The following is a 15162-nucleotide window of genomic DNA, read 5'->3' as shown; positions in this document are numbered from 1 at the left end:
CCCATTCTTCAATCGGTCCATTTTGGACGGAGGGTGGACCGGCTTGGCCAGCGGGGACGACGGCGCCCATGGCGGCGGTGGTCTTATCGAGGTGAAGGCGCCTTATGCCGGGTGAACTCGGGGAAAGGTGCCCTTCGGGCCTCGTCGGGTCGGTCAGGCGGAGCGTTCGCCGCTGCCGATGCGGGGGAACGGGCGGATGGAGAACACCACCTCGACCGGGACCTCGAAGTGCTCCGCTATGCGCAGCGCCAGGTGCAGGCTCGCGCTGTACTCGCCGCGTTCCAGGTAGCCGATCGTCTGGTAGTGCACGCCGAGCGCCTCGGAGAGCTGCCGGCGGGAGATACCGCGTTCGGCCCGCAGCATCGCGATGCGGTTGTAGATCGTCTCGCTCATTTTCCCCTCCGGCGTCACCGCACGCGCTGCATGGCCTTCTCGCGCCGCGCGGCCACGCTCGACCCCGACTCGCGCCGCGCCATCCGGCGCAGCACCACCGGGGCCACCACCAGGCCGACCACGGCCCACAAGCCCAGCACCCCGACAGTCTCCAGGTGCCGCCAGGACTCGCCGATCTCGGCCGCCGCCATCCCGTCCGGCAGCAGCGCCGACCGCATGCCGAGACCGAGCCAGTACATCGGGAAGACCTGTGCGATCCACTGCAGCCACTCCGGGTACCCGGTGATCGGATAGAAGATCCCGGAGATCGCGATCAGCCCCATCATCGGCAGCATGATCAGGCCCAGGCTCCGCGGGTTGGCGAACAGCGAGCCGATGATCGCGCCGATCGGCATCGTCGCGACCAGCCCCAGCACCAGCACCCAAACCAGCGTCAGCCAGGTGCCGACACCGGTGGCCAGGCCGTCGAACATCACCAGGCCAGGCACCAGCAGGATCACCAGGCTGACCAGCGACATGCAACCGATCAGCGTGATCTTGCCGATCAGGTAGCCGAACATCCCGTCCGGGGTGGCCTTGGCGCGCAGCAGGGTGCCGTCCTCGCGCTCGACCGTCAGCTGCTGGGCGATGGTGATCAGCCCGGAGAACCCGATGCCCATGCCGAGCGCGCCGGGCAGCGTCATAGCGCCCAGCGAGAAACCGGCCACTGTGGACCCGCGCTGGAACGACATCACGACCAGCAGGATCACGGTGGGGAACAGGTAGCCCCACAGGTCCTGCGGGGTGGTCAGGGTCTGGCGGAACTCGATCCAACCGCGCTGCAGGCCGGCGCGTGCGGCGTTGGCCTTCACCGGTTGTCCTCCTCGGTGGCGAACGGCAGCGCGGCGTCGTCGCCGTGCCCTGATTCGTGCGCGCGCACCATCGCCATGTAGGTGTCCTCCAGGGTGGCCCGGCGCACCTCCAGTTCGGTGATCTCGTCGCCGTGCTGCGCGAACAGGTCCCGGACGAACCGGGTGGCGTCGGCGGCCGAGTGCACGTAGCGCTGGCCATCGCGGGTCCACTTGACCTCCGACTCGGCGGCCACCTGCCGGGACAGCTCGTCGGCGGAGCCGTCGGCGACGACCCGCCCGCCGGCCAGGATCAGGATCCGGTCGGCCAGCTTCTCCGCCTCGTCCAGGTCGTGCGTGGTCAGCAGGATGCCGGTGTTGTCGTCGGCGAGCCGGTGCACGAGGTCGTGGAACTCCCGGCGGGCCTGCGGGTCGAAGCCGACCGTGGGCTCGTCCAGGAACAGCAGTTCCGGGCGGCCGACGATGCCGATCGCAACGTCTAGCCGGCGGCGCTGACCGCCGGAGAGCTGCCCGGCCCGCTTGTTCGCGTGCTCGGTCAGGCCGACCGCCGCGATGAGTTCGTCGACGTCCCAGGGCCGGGTGAGCTGCGCCGTGGAGTACGGCGAGTAGTAGGTCCCTATGTGCGCTAGGAGTTCCCGGACGCGCCACTTGCCGTGGTCGCGCCAGGACTGCAGCACGACGCCGAGCCGGGCCCGCCAGCTCTCGTCGCCGTGCGCCGGGTCGGTGCCGAGGACTTGGACGGCACCGCCGGAGCGCATCCGGAAGCCTTCCAGGACCTCGATCGTCGTGGTCTTGCCCGCTCCGTTCGGCCCCAGCAGCGCCACCACCTCGCCCCGGCGCGCGGTGAAGTCGACGCCCTTGAGGACGTCGGTCGTGCCGTACCGCATCCGCAGGCCGCGGACGTCGAGCGCGGCGTCATCGTCGGGTAACCGCACCGGCGGCAGTGGTGCCGCCGATTCGTTCGCGACTGTCATAACTCCATTGCCTTCCGTAGCAAGGGTAGGTCTGTATGTAGCACAAATACTACATACTGAACGATCACTGCATCGACCAGAGTGGAGGCCGCGCCCAAATTTCGGGCAATTGGGATGAATCTGGGCGGGTGGTTGAGGCGGCTGGATTCGCGTCGCCGTCGGTGAATCCGCGCGGTGTTGCCTGGATGGAATTGTTTTCGTATTTTTCGGGTGATGTTCCGATCTGATCTTCGGATTTGTTTTCAGCGCGGCGATTCAATTGATCTCGCGAAATTGATCAAATCTGCTCGCTGTGCGTCGCGAAAAAGGATGGAATGTTCCTCAAAAAGCCTCTGGTGTCGTGTCGAGCTGGGAAAATGTCGATCCTTGCGCCGTTCGCCGATCCGTGATTTCAATTCTCGAACGCGGTGTCACCGCATGAGGTGAGCCCTGTTGTTCCGAGTTGCCGACCTTTGTGCCGATGGCGATACGGTATTCCGTGCGAGGCTGACGGAGAAGTGTTGGAACCGGTTTGCCTCGTTCGAATTGGTCGGCGCGGAACTCGGCGCCGCAAGTCCCGGTTCTCATGGAAGGAAGTGCTTTGATGCGTACTGCGAAGCGCGTGCTGACGGTTGCCGCGGTGAGCTTCCCGATGCTGCTCGGAGCGACGGCCGTGGCGATGGCTGACGGCAGCCACGACGGCTCCCCGACGCAGGTGCAGAACCAGGACGAAGTCCAGGTGAGCAAGCCGACGAACACGAACGTTTCGCCCTCGACCGTGGTTCAGATCGGCGGCCACAAGCAGGTCGCCAACACCGGCTCGAGCCAGACCAACAACGCCGACCAGGACCAGGACGGAGACTGGGACGGCAACGCCCAGGCACAGCTGGTCAAGGCCGACGGGTCCCCGACGCAGGTGCAGAACCAGAACGAGATCCAGGTGAGCAAGCCGACGAACACGAACGTTTCGCCCTCGACGGTCGTCCAGATCGGCGGCAAGGAGCAGATCGCCAACACCGGCTCGAACCAAACCAACAACGCCAATCAGACCCAGGCCGGGGACTGGCAGGACAACACCCAGGCCCAGGTGGTCGGCAAGCACTGATTTCAGCGTCAGAAGGCCCCGCTCCCGTTCGGGGTGTCAACGGCACGGGGCGGTTCTTGAGGTCCTAACACCTGATGGCCTATGTGGCTGGCAGTAGCTCACGCAGGCGCTCGGCTGGAGTTTTCCAGCCGAGCGTTTTGCGTGGTCGGCTGTTGAGTTGTTGGGCGACGTGTTCGAGCATCAGCTCGGCGAGGCCCGGCCAGCCGGAGCGGGCGGGTCGGATGCCCGTCCCGCTGCTCGAGGTCTTCGGCGCTGTGGATGGACAGGTCAGTACCTTTGGGGAAGTACTGCCGTAGTAGCCCGTTGGTGTTCTCGTTCGATCCGCGCTGCCAGGGTGAGTGCGGGTCGCAGAAGTAGACCGGCACTCCCGTGATCACCGTGAACTGCTTGTGCGCGGCCATCTCACAGCCTTGGTCCCAGGTCAGCGAGCCGCGCAGGTGCACGGGCAGGGACTGGATCAAGGGCACCAGCACGTCGCAGACCTCCTCGCGGCACCCGCTGATCAACTACCCATGCGAAAAATCCACTATGGACGGCTTGGCGCCACAAAGTTCGCGAGGTCTTGCGACTGCTGGATCCGGGACTCCTCGTGGACGTACATCATGTGGCCCGCGGGGTAGTAGCGGACGTCGATGTTCTCCCGCAGCCGCTCCGGAATCGGCAGCTGCGCCAGCACGTGCTCGGCCGCGAAGTACGGGGTTGCGCCGTCGGTGTAGCCGCAGCCGACGTGGATCCGCAGGTGCGGGTTGGCCTGGAACGCCGCACCGAGCTTGTCCACAACGGACACGCTCGCGCCCTCGAACTCCTTGTAGGACCAGGGCTGCACCCGGCTGGACAGCGTCTCGTACGGCAGATCGCTGGCGTAGTCGAGTTCTTCGCGCAGATAGTGGTTGATCGCCGCCGCGTAGGCGCCACGGATGCCGGAGATGCTCGGGTCGTCGCTGAAGTGCTCCCCGGCGGCATCCGGCTCCCAGCCGGTGAACCGGCCGTCCATCCGCCCGACCGTCGCCCGCTGGTCGCGCAGCAGCTCGGTGAAGAACCGGATGTGCTCGATGCGCAGGTTGGCACGGTCGACGTATTCGTCGGACAGCCCGGACAACGCGGCGACCCGCCGGACTATGTCCTCGCGCTCGGACGAGCTCAACCGCGCGCCGCGAGCCAGCGCCCACGGGTAGTCCTCGGCAGCGAACTTCTCCGCCTCGTCCAGGACCTCGCGCAGCGGCCGGTCGCCGTGCTTGCCGTGGTAGTGCGCGATCGCCGCGTACGTCGGCAGGTACAGCGAGTACGGCAGGTCGTTGCCTTCGGTGAACCGGATCGTGCCCATGTCCAGCACCGAGGAGATCAGCAGCAGGCCGTTCGGATAGAGGCCGTGCCGCGACTGCAGGTGCTCGGCGAGCGCGGCGGCGCGCAGCGTGCCGTAGGACTCGCCGGCGAGGTACTTCGGCGACATCCAGCGGCCGTTGCGGGTGGTCCACAGCCGGATCACCTCGGCGATCGACTCGATGTCCCGCTGGTAGCCGTGGAAATCGCCCGGCGTGCCGCCCTCGACCGCCCTCGAGTAGCCGGTGGACACCGGGTCGATGAACACCAGATCGCTGTGTCGCAGCAGGGTTTCCGGGTTGTCGACCAGTCCGTACGGCGGCGGCGCGAGATCGCCGGCGTCGCCGGAGACGACCCGGCGGGGTCCGAGCAGCCCGAGGTGCAGCCACACGCTGGAGGAGCCCGGGCCTCCGTTGAACGCGAACGTCACCGGTCTGGTGCCGGGTTCGGCATCGGCCACGTAGGAGGTCAGGAACACCTCGGCCTTGGGCTTGTAGCCCTCGAACTTGCCGTCGGTGTGGACCTCTTCGCGCAACACGATCCGGCCGGTAGTGACGGTGTAGGCCAGTTCCGCGCCGTCCGCGGGGATCGTGTGATGGGTGCTGACCAGATCATCGACCGGTTCGGCTGGGGTGGTCGATTCCTTGACCTCGTCGGATTTCTCCTCGCTGGCTGCCATGCCGCCCACATTACGTGCCCTCGAACGGGTTTTCTGCCACTTTTGGGAGGTGCCCGACACACCCTCCAGGCTGATCGCCGACTCGGTCGGCGAGCCCGCCGCCGCAGCCCCTAATGCGAACCGGATCGCCGAACTCGACGAGCTCGTCACCCGCTGCACCGCCTGCCCGCGGCTGGTCGAATGGCGGGAAGAGGTGGCACGGGTCAAGCGCGCGGCGTTCCGCGACGAAGAATACTGGGGACGACCGGTGCCCGGCTTCGGCCCGCCGGACGCGGAGATCGCGATCGTCGGGCTTGCCCCGGCGGCGCACGGCGGAAACCGGACGGGCCGGATCTTCACCGGCGACCGCTCCGGCGATGTGCTGTTCCAGGCGCTCTACGACATCGGCCTGGCTTCGCAGCCGGAGGCCCGGCACATCGACGACGGTTTGACGTTGCGCCACACCAGGATCACGGCGCCGGTGCACTGCGCCCCGCCGGCCAACAAACCGACGCCGACCGAACGTGACACCTGCCGCCCGTGGCTGGTCCGCGAACTCGACCTGCTGCGCCCGACGCTGCACGTGGTCGTGGTGCTGGGCGCGTTCGGCTGGCAAGCCTTGCTTCCGGTGCTGGCGGACGCGGCCTGGGAAGTCCCCAAACCCCGCCCGAAGTTCGGCCACAACGTCCACGTCGAGCTCCCGTCTGAGGATGGCGGGAATCCCCTCCACCTCCTCGGCTGCTACCACGTCAGCCAGCAGAACACCTTCACGGGAAAGCTGACCCCGGAGATGCTCTGCGGTGTACTGGAGCACGCGAAGGAATTGGCGGGGATCCACTGACTGCGCCCCACCGTCGCTCCAGGAAGGCCATGAGTGCGTGACGTACTTGGCTGGATCGGGCGCATATCGAGCGTGCTCGGGTCAACCCCCGCAGCGGGCGACCGTGGCGGCACGGAGCCCGCTGCCACGGGATGCCCCTAGTCACTCAGCGGGATGAATCGCTTGAGCTTGCCCGTCGCGGCGTGGCGCGGGATCCGGTCGACCGGCCGAAGGTTGATCTCGGGATGTGCGAGTCCGTAGGACCGTAGCGAGGAAACCAGCGCCGCGGTCACGGCACACACGTCCGGCGCGCCGACGACGAGCACGTCCGCCCCGCCCGCAATCTGACGGACCTGGTATTCCAAGATCAGCGGGTCGGTTCCCAGCACATGCCGGAACGCACTGGCCGGGACCGTCCGCTCGCCGTAGCGGAAGTCGTCGTCGCGACGTCCGGCGATGTCGCCGACGCGCAGCATCGCGCTGCCGCACGCGCAGCGCCCGGGCAGCAGCGTGACCTCGTCGCCGAGGTCGTAGCGAATGAACGGGAACGTGTGGCCGGCGAGCCCGGTCGCGAGCGTGCGCACGGCTGGCTCGTCGGGGCCGACCGGGCGCCCAGCCGGATCAACCCGTTCGAGGATCACCTCGTCCTCGCAGACGTGGAGACCGTCGCCCAGCCCGCAGCCGACCGCCTGGACGCCGATCTCGGTCGAGCCCCAGAGGTTGTGGACGGGAGCACCCCAGGCGATGTCGATCGCCTTACGGTCCTCCCTGTTCAGCGGCTCGGAATTGGTGCTGACCCGGACCGGCCGGATGTCGAGCGAACCCGCGATCGCGGCACGGGCGAGGCGCCCGATCACCGAGGCGTAGCCGACGAGATGGCTGGGCCGTGCTTCGGCCACGGCCTCCAGCACCTGGTCGAACGGCGCAGCCGCTGAGATCACGACGGTCGCCTCCGACGGCCCGGTCGCGACGTCGAACAACGGCGTACTCGCGTGCGGCGGCTCGCCTGCCTCCAGCACGACCAGCCGCGCTCGGCGCACGGGCGATCCGGAGGCGCGCTCGGCACGCACCTGCCACCGCCAGGCGAGGCAGGCCAGCGTGACGAACTGCTCCCAGTCCCACACGTACACCCCGCGCACGCCGCTCGAGCCGCCGGAGCTGAACACCTGGTGCCGCGCGGGCGTGTAGGAGAACCAGCGCTGCTCGGCCAGCGCCCGTTCGGCGCCGTCGCGGTCGATGCCGGGCGAGGTCACGATCCTGTCCCACTCGTACTGGGCCTCCTGCTTGACCATGACCGGCAGCCGTGCGAGATCGTCGACGGTCGCCGTGGTCGGGTCAACATCGGCCATCCGGGCCGCGTGGAACGGTGAGCGCTCGCGCGCGAATCCCAGCAACGACCGGAGTCGTTCGACCTGGTAGCGCTCGATCCGCTCGCGCTGCCACGCGAGCCGCGCCACGTGGTCCTCAAGCGAGGCCCGCACCGCGCTCAGGTGCGCGGCGCGCAAATGCGCGTAAGCCGCCTTCCAGTCCTCGGTCGGCACGGGCACAAGTGTGCGCGCCTGTCGGCTGCAACGCGTTCCGGCAGTCCGCGGATGGTGTTCCCGCCCGGCATCCCGACGGGGCCACGCAGCTAGGCCGGATCGATACGGCAGCTCGGAAGCATCGCAGCGGATGGTCGTGCGGATATCGCGGTGTACTCGGGTTTGCTGCCGCAGCGTCGGGACCTCCCGTCCGTTCACGTCAGCCAGCCGAACACCTTCACGGGAATCAGACCCGGCGATGCCGCGCGGCGTGCTGGAGCACGCGAAGGAGCCGGCGAGGACTGCGAACCCGTTCACCCGGATCTTCGCCACCAGGCTCCGTCACCAGCCGATGCGTAGCGTTCGGCCAGCTCCAACCCGATCCTGACGAGCTCGGCGCGGACCGAAGCCGGCTCCACCACTTCGACCGAGGCGCCCAACCTGGCCAGTTGCTCGGCGATGGACGGGACCAGGTGCGCGGCCACGCGCGCACGGACACGTGCGTCCTCCTGCCCGATGACATGGCATTGCCGCCCGAAATGCGTGCGCAGCACCGGGAAGAGCCGTGCGTTGATCAGTACCACGGCCGAGACGAGCGAGCGCCGCGGTTCGACTCCCTCCACGACCCGTGCCCACTCCGCCGACAAGCTGAAATCGGCGGGGCGCTCAGCTGGCAGGTCCACGGCCTCCGCCTTGGCAACTCGGTCTACGCGCAACGTTCGCCGACCGGACTCGGTGCCCGCGATCAGATACCAGATCCCGTCCTTGTCGACCAGCCCGAGCGGATCCACGAGCCGGACCGTCGAGCGCTCATCCCGGCCCGCATACGTCAGCCGTACCTTGACCTCGCGCGCCGTGGCGGGCTGCAGGAACTCAACCAGACCAGGCACCTGGCCGCGCTCGCCCCAGCGCGCCGAGTCCGGCACCACGGCTGAGGCTGCGGCCTCGGCGTCGGAGCGCAACGTGGCCGGCAGGGCTCGGATGAGCTTGCGCAGCGCGGAGGTCAGCTCGGGCGCGGCGGAGCTAGCTGGGCCGAGGAACAAGAAGACTCGGCCGCGTTCAGCCCGCTGAGATCGGTGCGGGCACCACCGACGAGCGACCACCCGCCGCCGCGCCCCGGCTGCGGATACACCGGGATGCCCGCGGCGGACAGCGCCGCCAGGTCGCGGCGGGCGGTGGCCACGGACGTCTCCAGCTCGTCGGCCAACTCGGCAGCGGTCACCCGGCCACGGGCCTGGAACAGCAACAGGGCAGCGACGAGACGGTCGGCGCCATATCTCCATGCTCGCGAACAAAGTGCCCAATCGATGAGCACTTTGGCCGCGAAGGTGGTCACACGACCCTGCCGTGGTCTGGCCGACCGTCCGCTGAATTTCGTCGTGCCACCTGGCCGATGGGTCGCGTATCGCCGAGCGGCATGCACCGGGTCACATCCAGACCCGGGGTACGGGTTGGGGTGGGTTGGCCTTCTCGATGGTCAGGTCCTCTAGTGCGACAGCGTTGTCGATCTTCCGGAAGAAATTGCTTGGGCGTGGTCATCCGGGTCCAAGATTCGGTAGGGTGGCGGAAACCAACCTTCATGACACCTCGGCGATGCCACTCTGACGTCATCCGCCGCCGCCCATTTCGGGCGCGTACGCAGCGCGTTTGTCCGTGCACAGCGCGTTGATCGTGATCGATGCCACCGGCGACTGGCGTCACATTAAGGGGGGTCGGCGCAGCGCGGATGCAGTCAGTGGTGCGACCATGAGCGCATGGCTGGTAAATCCGATCCCACGCGGATTCTCATCCTCGGCGGCGGTTACGTCGGCATGTACACGGCACTTCAGCTGCAGAAGAAGCTGGGGCGCCGCGAGGCCTCCGTGACGGTCGTCGATCCTCAGCCGCACATGACCTACCAACCCTTCCTCCCGGAAGCGGCCGCGGGTTCGGTCGAACCCCGCCACGTGGTAGCGCCACTGCGACGAGTGTTGAAGCGGTGCAACGTAATCACCGCCGCTGTCACCGAGATCAAGCACGACGAGAAGGTCGTCACGGTCGAGAACCCGCAGACGGGTGCGGAGACCATCGCCTACGACGTGCTGATCGTGGCCCTCGGCTCGGTCTCCCGGCTGCTGCCGATCCCCGGCCTCGCCGAGGAGGGCATCTCCCTCAAGACCGTTGGTGAGGCCACCTACCTGCGCAACCACGTGCTGGGCAAGATGGACGCCGCTGCCAACACCGACGACCCCGAACTGCGCAACCGGTTGCTGACCTTCACCTTCGTCGGCGGCGGCTTCGCGGGTGTCGAAGCGCTGGCCGAGCTGGAGGACATGGCGCGATACGCCACGCGCTACTACGACAACGTCAAGCCCGACGACATGTCCTGGGCGCTGGTCGAGGCCGCTGGCCGGGTGATGCCCGAGGTCAGCGAGAAGATGGGCGTCTACGTCGTCAAAGCCCTCGAAGAGCGCGGTATCAAGGTCTACCTGAACACCTTCCTGAAGTCCGTCGAGGGCGGTCACGCCGTGCTCTCGGACGGCACCGAGTTCGACACCGACACGCTGGTGTGGAACGCGGGCGTGAAGGCCAACCCGGTGCTGAAGAACAGCGATCTGCCGCTGGACGAGCGCGGTCGGGTCAGGGCGACCGCACACCTGCAGGTCGAGGGTCTGCCCGGCGTGTGGGCGGCCGGGGACTGCGCCGCGGTCCCGGACCTGTCCAAGACGGAGGAGAACCCCGGCGCCACCTGCGCGCCGTCCGCGCAGCACGCGGTGCGGCAGGCCAACCAGCTGGCCAAGAACCTGCTGAACTCGCTGCGCGGCAAGTCGACCAAGGAATACCGTCACGCTTACGCAGGCTCGGTCGCCGGTATGGGGCTGTACAAGGGCGTCGCCGACGTCTACGGCTTCAAGGCCAAGGGCTTCATCGCTTGGTTCATGCACCGCTCCTACCACGTGAGCCGGATGCCCACGTTTAACCGCAAGCTGCGGATCATCATCGACTGGACGTTAGCGTTCCTGTTCAAGCGCGAGGTGGTGTCCATGGGTCAGATCCAGAACCCGAGGGCGGCCTTCGAGCGCGCCGCCGCGAGCTGACCGACCGAGCGCCGGACACTCGCAGCAACCAGGCCGCGTGCCGCACTGGGCACGCGGCCTTTTCGTACCCAATGCGATACTCCGTGCGGGCTACATGGGCGCCGACTATCCTTGACAATCTGTAGTGAGAAATCGAAGACTGTGGCAAGGTCTTCACCTGAAAGGATGCGGCAACGGGGGGAGGGGTGAATCCCTTGACGCTGAAAGAGCTAGCTGCCCTGCTGCGCAGCGGTGAGGTCGAGGAAGGACCGCTCGCCGACTTCGCGGTGGACTACCAGGAAGCATCTCGGGTCTTCCGGAAGAAGGACGACTGAGCATGGATGCGGCCGAGGGGCGGCTCTCACGTCTCCGGAACCCGTCCGGGACGACCGGTCAACCGTCCCTTCGTCCAACCCCTATGTTGTTGCAGGGCCAGGACTACTTTTTCCGATCGCCCGACACCCCGCTGGACTTCCAGGAGCGGATGTTCCGGGCCGACCTGGTCGCCGACGAGCCGGGCGACCCGGAGCCGTGCGTGCTGGTGCTGGCCCGCGCCGCCGACATGGAGATGAACGAACTGTCGCTGGCGCTGGCGGACCACGACATCCGCATGGTGCGCATCGACGCCGACCGCTGCCTCGACCTCCCGCTCACCATCTACACCGACACGCCGCTGATCGAGTTCCAGCGCTGGCTGCTGCACCCGGTCCTGGTGTGGCGGCGACACTTCGACATCACCGCCATCCCGGTCGATCCGACCACGGTGCACGGCGCTTACGTCCGCGAGCAGTGGCAAGCCGTGGCGAACTGGCTGGCCTGCCGCGGCGACTGGGAGCACGTGAACTCGGTGCGCTCCACCGAGCACCTAGACCGGCTGACGCAGCTACAAGGCGCGTCGGCGGTCGGCCTGCGGGTGCCGCGGACCGCGGTGACCACCATGCCCGGGCGCAGCCGCCCGGGTGGCGGCCGGTGCATCGTCAAGACAGCCGGCCACCACCTGCTCGAACCCGAACCGGGCGCGCTGCGGGGCCTCTTCCCGCAGCCGTTGGACATCCGGCGCACGGGCGAAGCTCGCGAACCGGCACCGGTGCTCGTCCAGCAGTACCTGGACGCGGACCGGGAGCTGCGCGTGTTCGTCATCGGCGACCAGGCGATCGGCTTCCGGGTGCGCAAGCTCGACCCCGCGCAACTGTGGGTCGACCCGGATTCGGTCGCGGTGGAGCGCGTCGATGTGCCCGAGGACCTGCTCCAGCGACTGCTGGCGCTGTGCCGCCAGTGGCGGCTGGACGTCGCGGGCTTCGACTTACTCGGAGTCAGAGACGAGTGGGTGTTTCTTGAGGTGAACGTCAACTGCGACTGGCGTTGGTTCGAACACCGAGCCGACTGCGCGGACGTCTCGACCGCTGTGCACGACTGGGTGCGAGGTCGCTTCGCGGACCTGTCCGCCGCGACGAGCGGGCGGGGGCGCCGGTGACGGAGCCGACAGGAAAACACGTTCGGCGGTTCCTGGGAACCGAGCGAACCGCTCCTGCGTCATAACCAGTGCGGCGCGCGTACGCGCGGCGGAAGGCCCCCGTAGCCCAATTGGCAGAGGCAGACGACTTAAAATCGTCCAAGTGTCGGTTCGAGCCCGACCGGGGGCACTTACAACATCTACACGAACGGTTGACGCCTGCTGAACAGGTATTTCTCGTGTAGATGGCATGACTTGGCTTGATCCTTTCCGCCGCGTGGGCGATGTCGGATAGTTGGTCGGCGGGCAGTTTGATCGTGATGGTGGCGTGGTCGCTGTCGTCCCGTAGGCGGACGGTGAGCTGGGTGACCTCGAACAGCCGCCGGAGCAGTGCCTCGGGGACGTGGGCCAGATTCAGCGCCAGGTAGGGCAGTGAGTCGAGGAGGGCCGTGTCATCTGGGCTGGGCCGACCTGGCTCGGCTTCACCGGCGGCGTCGAGTTCGGCCACGCTGGCGAGGGTCGTCTTCTTCTGGGTTTCCAGTTCGTTGTAGCTGCCTCGTAGGCCCTTGGTGAAGGGGTCGTCGTCCTGGGCTTGCCGCAGGATCGTGTTCTGGCGGCGGGCGATGTCGGCCAAGACGCGTTGCAGGCGGTCGCGTTCGGCTTGGCGTTGCCGGGTGACGCGGCCGTCGATGCCGTCGACGTCGGCGGCCAGGATCTCCCGCCGGTGCGGGCCGAACACGCGGTCGGGGAAGAATCGTGACACGGCGTCGAGCACGTGGTCTTCGCGGAGGTAGACGGTCTTGGGGTGGCCCTCGTACCTGTCCGGTCGGCCTCGGTTGTTGTTGCGGGGCCAGCACAGGTAGTAGAGCTTGTTGTGCCGCTGGCCGCCGAACATCCGCCGACCGCAGCCGCAGAACACCATGCCCCGGAACAGGTACGTGCGCCGTGCTTCCGGGTGAGTGTTGCGGTTGTTTCCCACGCGGGAGCCGCGCTTGGCCTGGGTGCGGGCGGTCATCTCGTCGAACATCCACTTCGGGATCAACGGCTCATGAGTGGGCTCCGGCGACCACACCCACTTGACGGGGTCGTTGACCTTGCCCCGCTTGGATCGCGACGCGCGCCGGTTGAACACCCCGGTTGTCACCTCCTCGCGACTCGGGCTTCGGGTGGTGGGTGGATACGGTGGCGGGTGGGCGGTTTTCGGCCAGTCCCACGAGTTCCGGGTCTATCGGGTCAAAGGCAACCTCGCTGTAGGGTTGGCCCAGCCACGGTGCGTGCGGCTCGATGTACGGTCCTCGCTGCGGCAACTCCGCCAACCGATAGCGCCGCGCCACTGCGTCATCGGAACCTGGTCCTCACAAGGCCCACACCGGTCCCGCTGGGCCGTCGGGATGCGCCTGATCGCGCGGTAACAATCCTGCCGGGGCACATACCGTATCCACACGAGTCGCGCCTGCCGCGTGAGCAGGCGTTTCTTGCGTAGATGGCATGGCTTGCGATCGGGTATGCAGGGTCTGACTTCCCGGTGCGGCTTTGGGGAGCATCCCGCAGGGTGTCCCCGAGGTCTGGCGGGACTCCTCGGTTGTCTGAGGAAGTGGCTGGCCTGCCTGGTTCCCATCTCCTGGCGGTTTGGCGCCCGATCGCCAAGTGCCAGGCCCCCGCTTTAGCGGCCAAGTGCCAGGTTCCCGCTCGAGCGGGAACCTGGCAGGTGGTGGAAGCCCTCAGCGGACCAGGGCGGGATCGGCTAGCTGAAACTTCTCCGCCTCGGTGGGCACAAAACCGGCCTTGAGCTCGGCGCGGAGCTTCTCCGTGTCGAGCGCACGCTGCCATTTGGCCACGGCGATGCACGAGACGATGTTGCAGACGGTGCTGGTGAGGGCGCGGGCCTCACTCATGAAACGGTCGATGCCGACGATCAGGGCGACTCCCGCGACGGGGAGCGTGGGCATGACCGTCAGCGTCGCGACGAGGGCGACGAAGCCGCTGCCCGTGACGCCGGCTGCGCCCTTGGAGGTCAGGAGCATCATGCCGAGCATGAGGATGATCTGACCCCAGCTGAGGTGGATGTCGCAGGCCTGACCGATGAACATCGACGCGAGGGTGAGGTAGACGGCGGTGCCGGTGAGGTTGAAGGAGTAGCCGGTGGGGACGACGAGTCCGACGATGCCGCGGTCGCAGCCGATCCGCTCGAGCTTGGACAGGAGGCGGGGCAGCACGGGCTCGCTGGATGAGGTGGCGAGGACGATGAGGAATTCGTCCTTGAAATAGCGGAGCGTGCGCCAGAGGCTGAAACCGGTGATCTTGGCGAGGACGCCCAAGCCGACGACGACGAAGACGATGCAGGCGGCGTAGAAGGCCAGGATCAGCATGCCGAGGTTGCCGATCGACTGGGCTCCGTACTTGCCAATGGTGAATGCCATCGCGCCGAACGCGCCGATGGGGGCGACCTTCATGAGGTAGCCGAAGACGACGAACAGCAGCCGGTTGAAGCTGTTGACGACGTTGAGGGCCAACTGTCCGGGAGCGCCGAGCTTGCTGAAGGCGAAGCCGCACAGCAGCGCGATGACGAGCACGGGCAGGATCTCGCCGTCGGCGAAGGCTCCGACGAAGGTCGTGGGGATGATGCTTAGCAGGAAGTCCGCTGGGTTGCTGCTGGGCAGCTGGCTGGTGTACTTCGAGGCAACCGAGGAGTCGAGGTGGGCGGGGTTGATGTGCATCCCGGCACCCGGCTGGAACAGCATGACCGCGCCGAGGCCGATGGCCAGGGCCAGAGTTGTGAGCACGTAGAACAGGCCGAGCGCGCGGACCAGGGTCGGGCCGACCTTTTTGGTGTCGGTCAGCGAGGTGATCCCGCTGACGATGGTGCAGAAGACGATCGGCGCGATCATGAATTTCACGAGCTTGACAAAGCCGTCGCCCAGCGGCTTGAGCGAGGAGCCGAGCTCGGGCCACAGCGCGCCCACGAGGACGCCGAGCGCCACACCGATGAGGACCTGGACGTACAGGTGTCCGAGGATGGATTTGATCTTCATTGAA

General features: G+C 67.4%; 11 protein-coding genes, 1 tRNA gene and 3 pseudogenes. 6 read left to right on the top strand and 9 right to left on the bottom strand.

Annotated features, from left to right (window positions below):
• Positions 1-153 precede the first annotated feature (153 nt).
• From ACWDKQ_RS02900 to ACWDKQ_RS02890, 3 genes are read right to left on the bottom strand one after another with little or no spacing between them, the layout of a single operon-like run.
• On the bottom strand, positions 154-393 hold the full coding sequence (locus ACWDKQ_RS02900; protein ID WP_450137065.1) for a helix-turn-helix transcriptional regulator: 240 nt from the start codon (positions 391-393) through the stop codon (positions 154-156).
• A gap of 14 nt (positions 394-407) precedes the next feature.
• Positions 408-1244, bottom strand: a complete 837-nt coding sequence (locus ACWDKQ_RS02895) for an ABC transporter permease (RefSeq protein ID WP_450137064.1) — start codon at positions 1242-1244, stop codon at positions 408-410.
• A complete protein-coding gene (locus ACWDKQ_RS02890; protein ID WP_450137133.1) occupies positions 1241-2128 on the bottom strand; it encodes an ABC transporter ATP-binding protein in 888 nt (295 codons plus the stop codon). Before ACWDKQ_RS02890 ends, ACWDKQ_RS02895 begins: the two co-directional genes overlap by 4 nt.
• Before the next feature lie 670 nt (positions 2129-2798).
• Between ACWDKQ_RS02890 and ACWDKQ_RS02885 the strand changes: the two genes are divergently transcribed.
• Positions 2799-3299 carry a hypothetical protein gene (locus ACWDKQ_RS02885; RefSeq protein WP_450137063.1) on the top strand — a complete coding sequence of 167 codons (501 nt, stop codon included), beginning with the start codon at positions 2799-2801 and terminating at the stop codon, positions 3297-3299.
• Between the two features lie 79 nt (positions 3300-3378).
• Here the strand turns inward: ACWDKQ_RS02885 and ACWDKQ_RS02880 are convergent.
• Both ACWDKQ_RS02880 and ACWDKQ_RS02875 read right to left on the bottom strand, forming a co-directional pair.
• Positions 3379-3781, bottom strand: a pseudogene (locus ACWDKQ_RS02880) (IS30 family transposase); the annotation flags it as partial.
• 44 nt (positions 3782-3825) lie between these two features.
• Positions 3826-5298 carry a S10 family peptidase gene (locus ACWDKQ_RS02875; RefSeq protein WP_450137062.1) on the bottom strand — a complete coding sequence of 491 codons (1473 nt, stop codon included), beginning with the start codon at positions 5296-5298 and terminating at the stop codon, positions 3826-3828.
• Between the two features lie 124 nt (positions 5299-5422).
• On the opposite strand from ACWDKQ_RS02875, the gene ACWDKQ_RS02870 reads away from it, so the two are divergent.
• Positions 5423-6118: a uracil-DNA glycosylase gene (locus tag ACWDKQ_RS02870; RefSeq protein WP_450137132.1), complete on the top strand. Its 696-nt coding sequence runs from the start codon at positions 5423-5425 to the stop codon at positions 6116-6118.
• Positions 6119-6255: 137 nt separating this feature from the next.
• Here ACWDKQ_RS02870 and ACWDKQ_RS02865 read toward each other — a convergent pair whose 3' ends face one another.
• Positions 6256-7644 carry a phenylacetate--CoA ligase family protein gene (locus tag ACWDKQ_RS02865; protein ID WP_450137061.1) on the bottom strand — a complete coding sequence of 463 codons (1389 nt, stop codon included), beginning with the start codon at positions 7642-7644 and terminating at the stop codon, positions 6256-6258.
• A gap of 287 nt (positions 7645-7931) precedes the next feature.
• Positions 7932-8926 (bottom strand): annotated as a pseudogene (locus tag ACWDKQ_RS02860) (helix-turn-helix transcriptional regulator).
• A gap of 445 nt (positions 8927-9371) precedes the next feature.
• Here ACWDKQ_RS02860 and ACWDKQ_RS02855 point away from each other — a divergent pair.
• From ACWDKQ_RS02855 to ACWDKQ_RS02840, 4 genes are all read left to right on the top strand, one after another.
• Positions 9372-10694 carry an NAD(P)/FAD-dependent oxidoreductase gene (locus ACWDKQ_RS02855; RefSeq protein WP_450137060.1) on the top strand — a complete coding sequence of 441 codons (1323 nt, stop codon included), beginning with the start codon at positions 9372-9374 and terminating at the stop codon, positions 10692-10694.
• Between the two features lie 397 nt (positions 10695-11091).
• Positions 11092-12147, top strand: a complete 1056-nt coding sequence (locus tag ACWDKQ_RS02850; RefSeq protein WP_450137059.1) for an ATP-grasp domain-containing protein — start codon at positions 11092-11094, stop codon at positions 12145-12147.
• A gap of 95 nt (positions 12148-12242) precedes the next feature.
• A tRNA-Leu gene (locus ACWDKQ_RS02845) sits at positions 12243-12316 on the top strand.
• A gap of 402 nt (positions 12317-12718) precedes the next feature.
• Positions 12719-12886: a hypothetical protein gene (locus tag ACWDKQ_RS02840; protein WP_450137058.1), complete on the top strand. Its 168-nt coding sequence runs from the start codon at positions 12719-12721 to the stop codon at positions 12884-12886.
• A gap of 57 nt (positions 12887-12943) precedes the next feature.
• Here the strand turns inward: ACWDKQ_RS02840 and ACWDKQ_RS02835 are convergent.
• Together ACWDKQ_RS02835 and dctA are read right to left on the bottom strand one after the other, a co-directional pair.
• Positions 12944-13021: pseudogene (locus tag ACWDKQ_RS02835) on the bottom strand (hypothetical protein); the annotation flags it as partial.
• A gap of 826 nt (positions 13022-13847) precedes the next feature.
• A complete protein-coding gene (gene dctA / locus ACWDKQ_RS02830; RefSeq protein WP_450137057.1) occupies positions 13848-15158 on the bottom strand; it encodes a C4-dicarboxylate transporter DctA in 1311 nt (436 codons plus the stop codon).
• Between the last annotated feature and the right edge of the window lie 4 nt (positions 15159-15162).

Source organism: Saccharopolyspora sp. NPDC000995, assembly GCF_053599315.1.
This window is presented reverse-complemented; position numbering and strand designations above follow the sequence as displayed.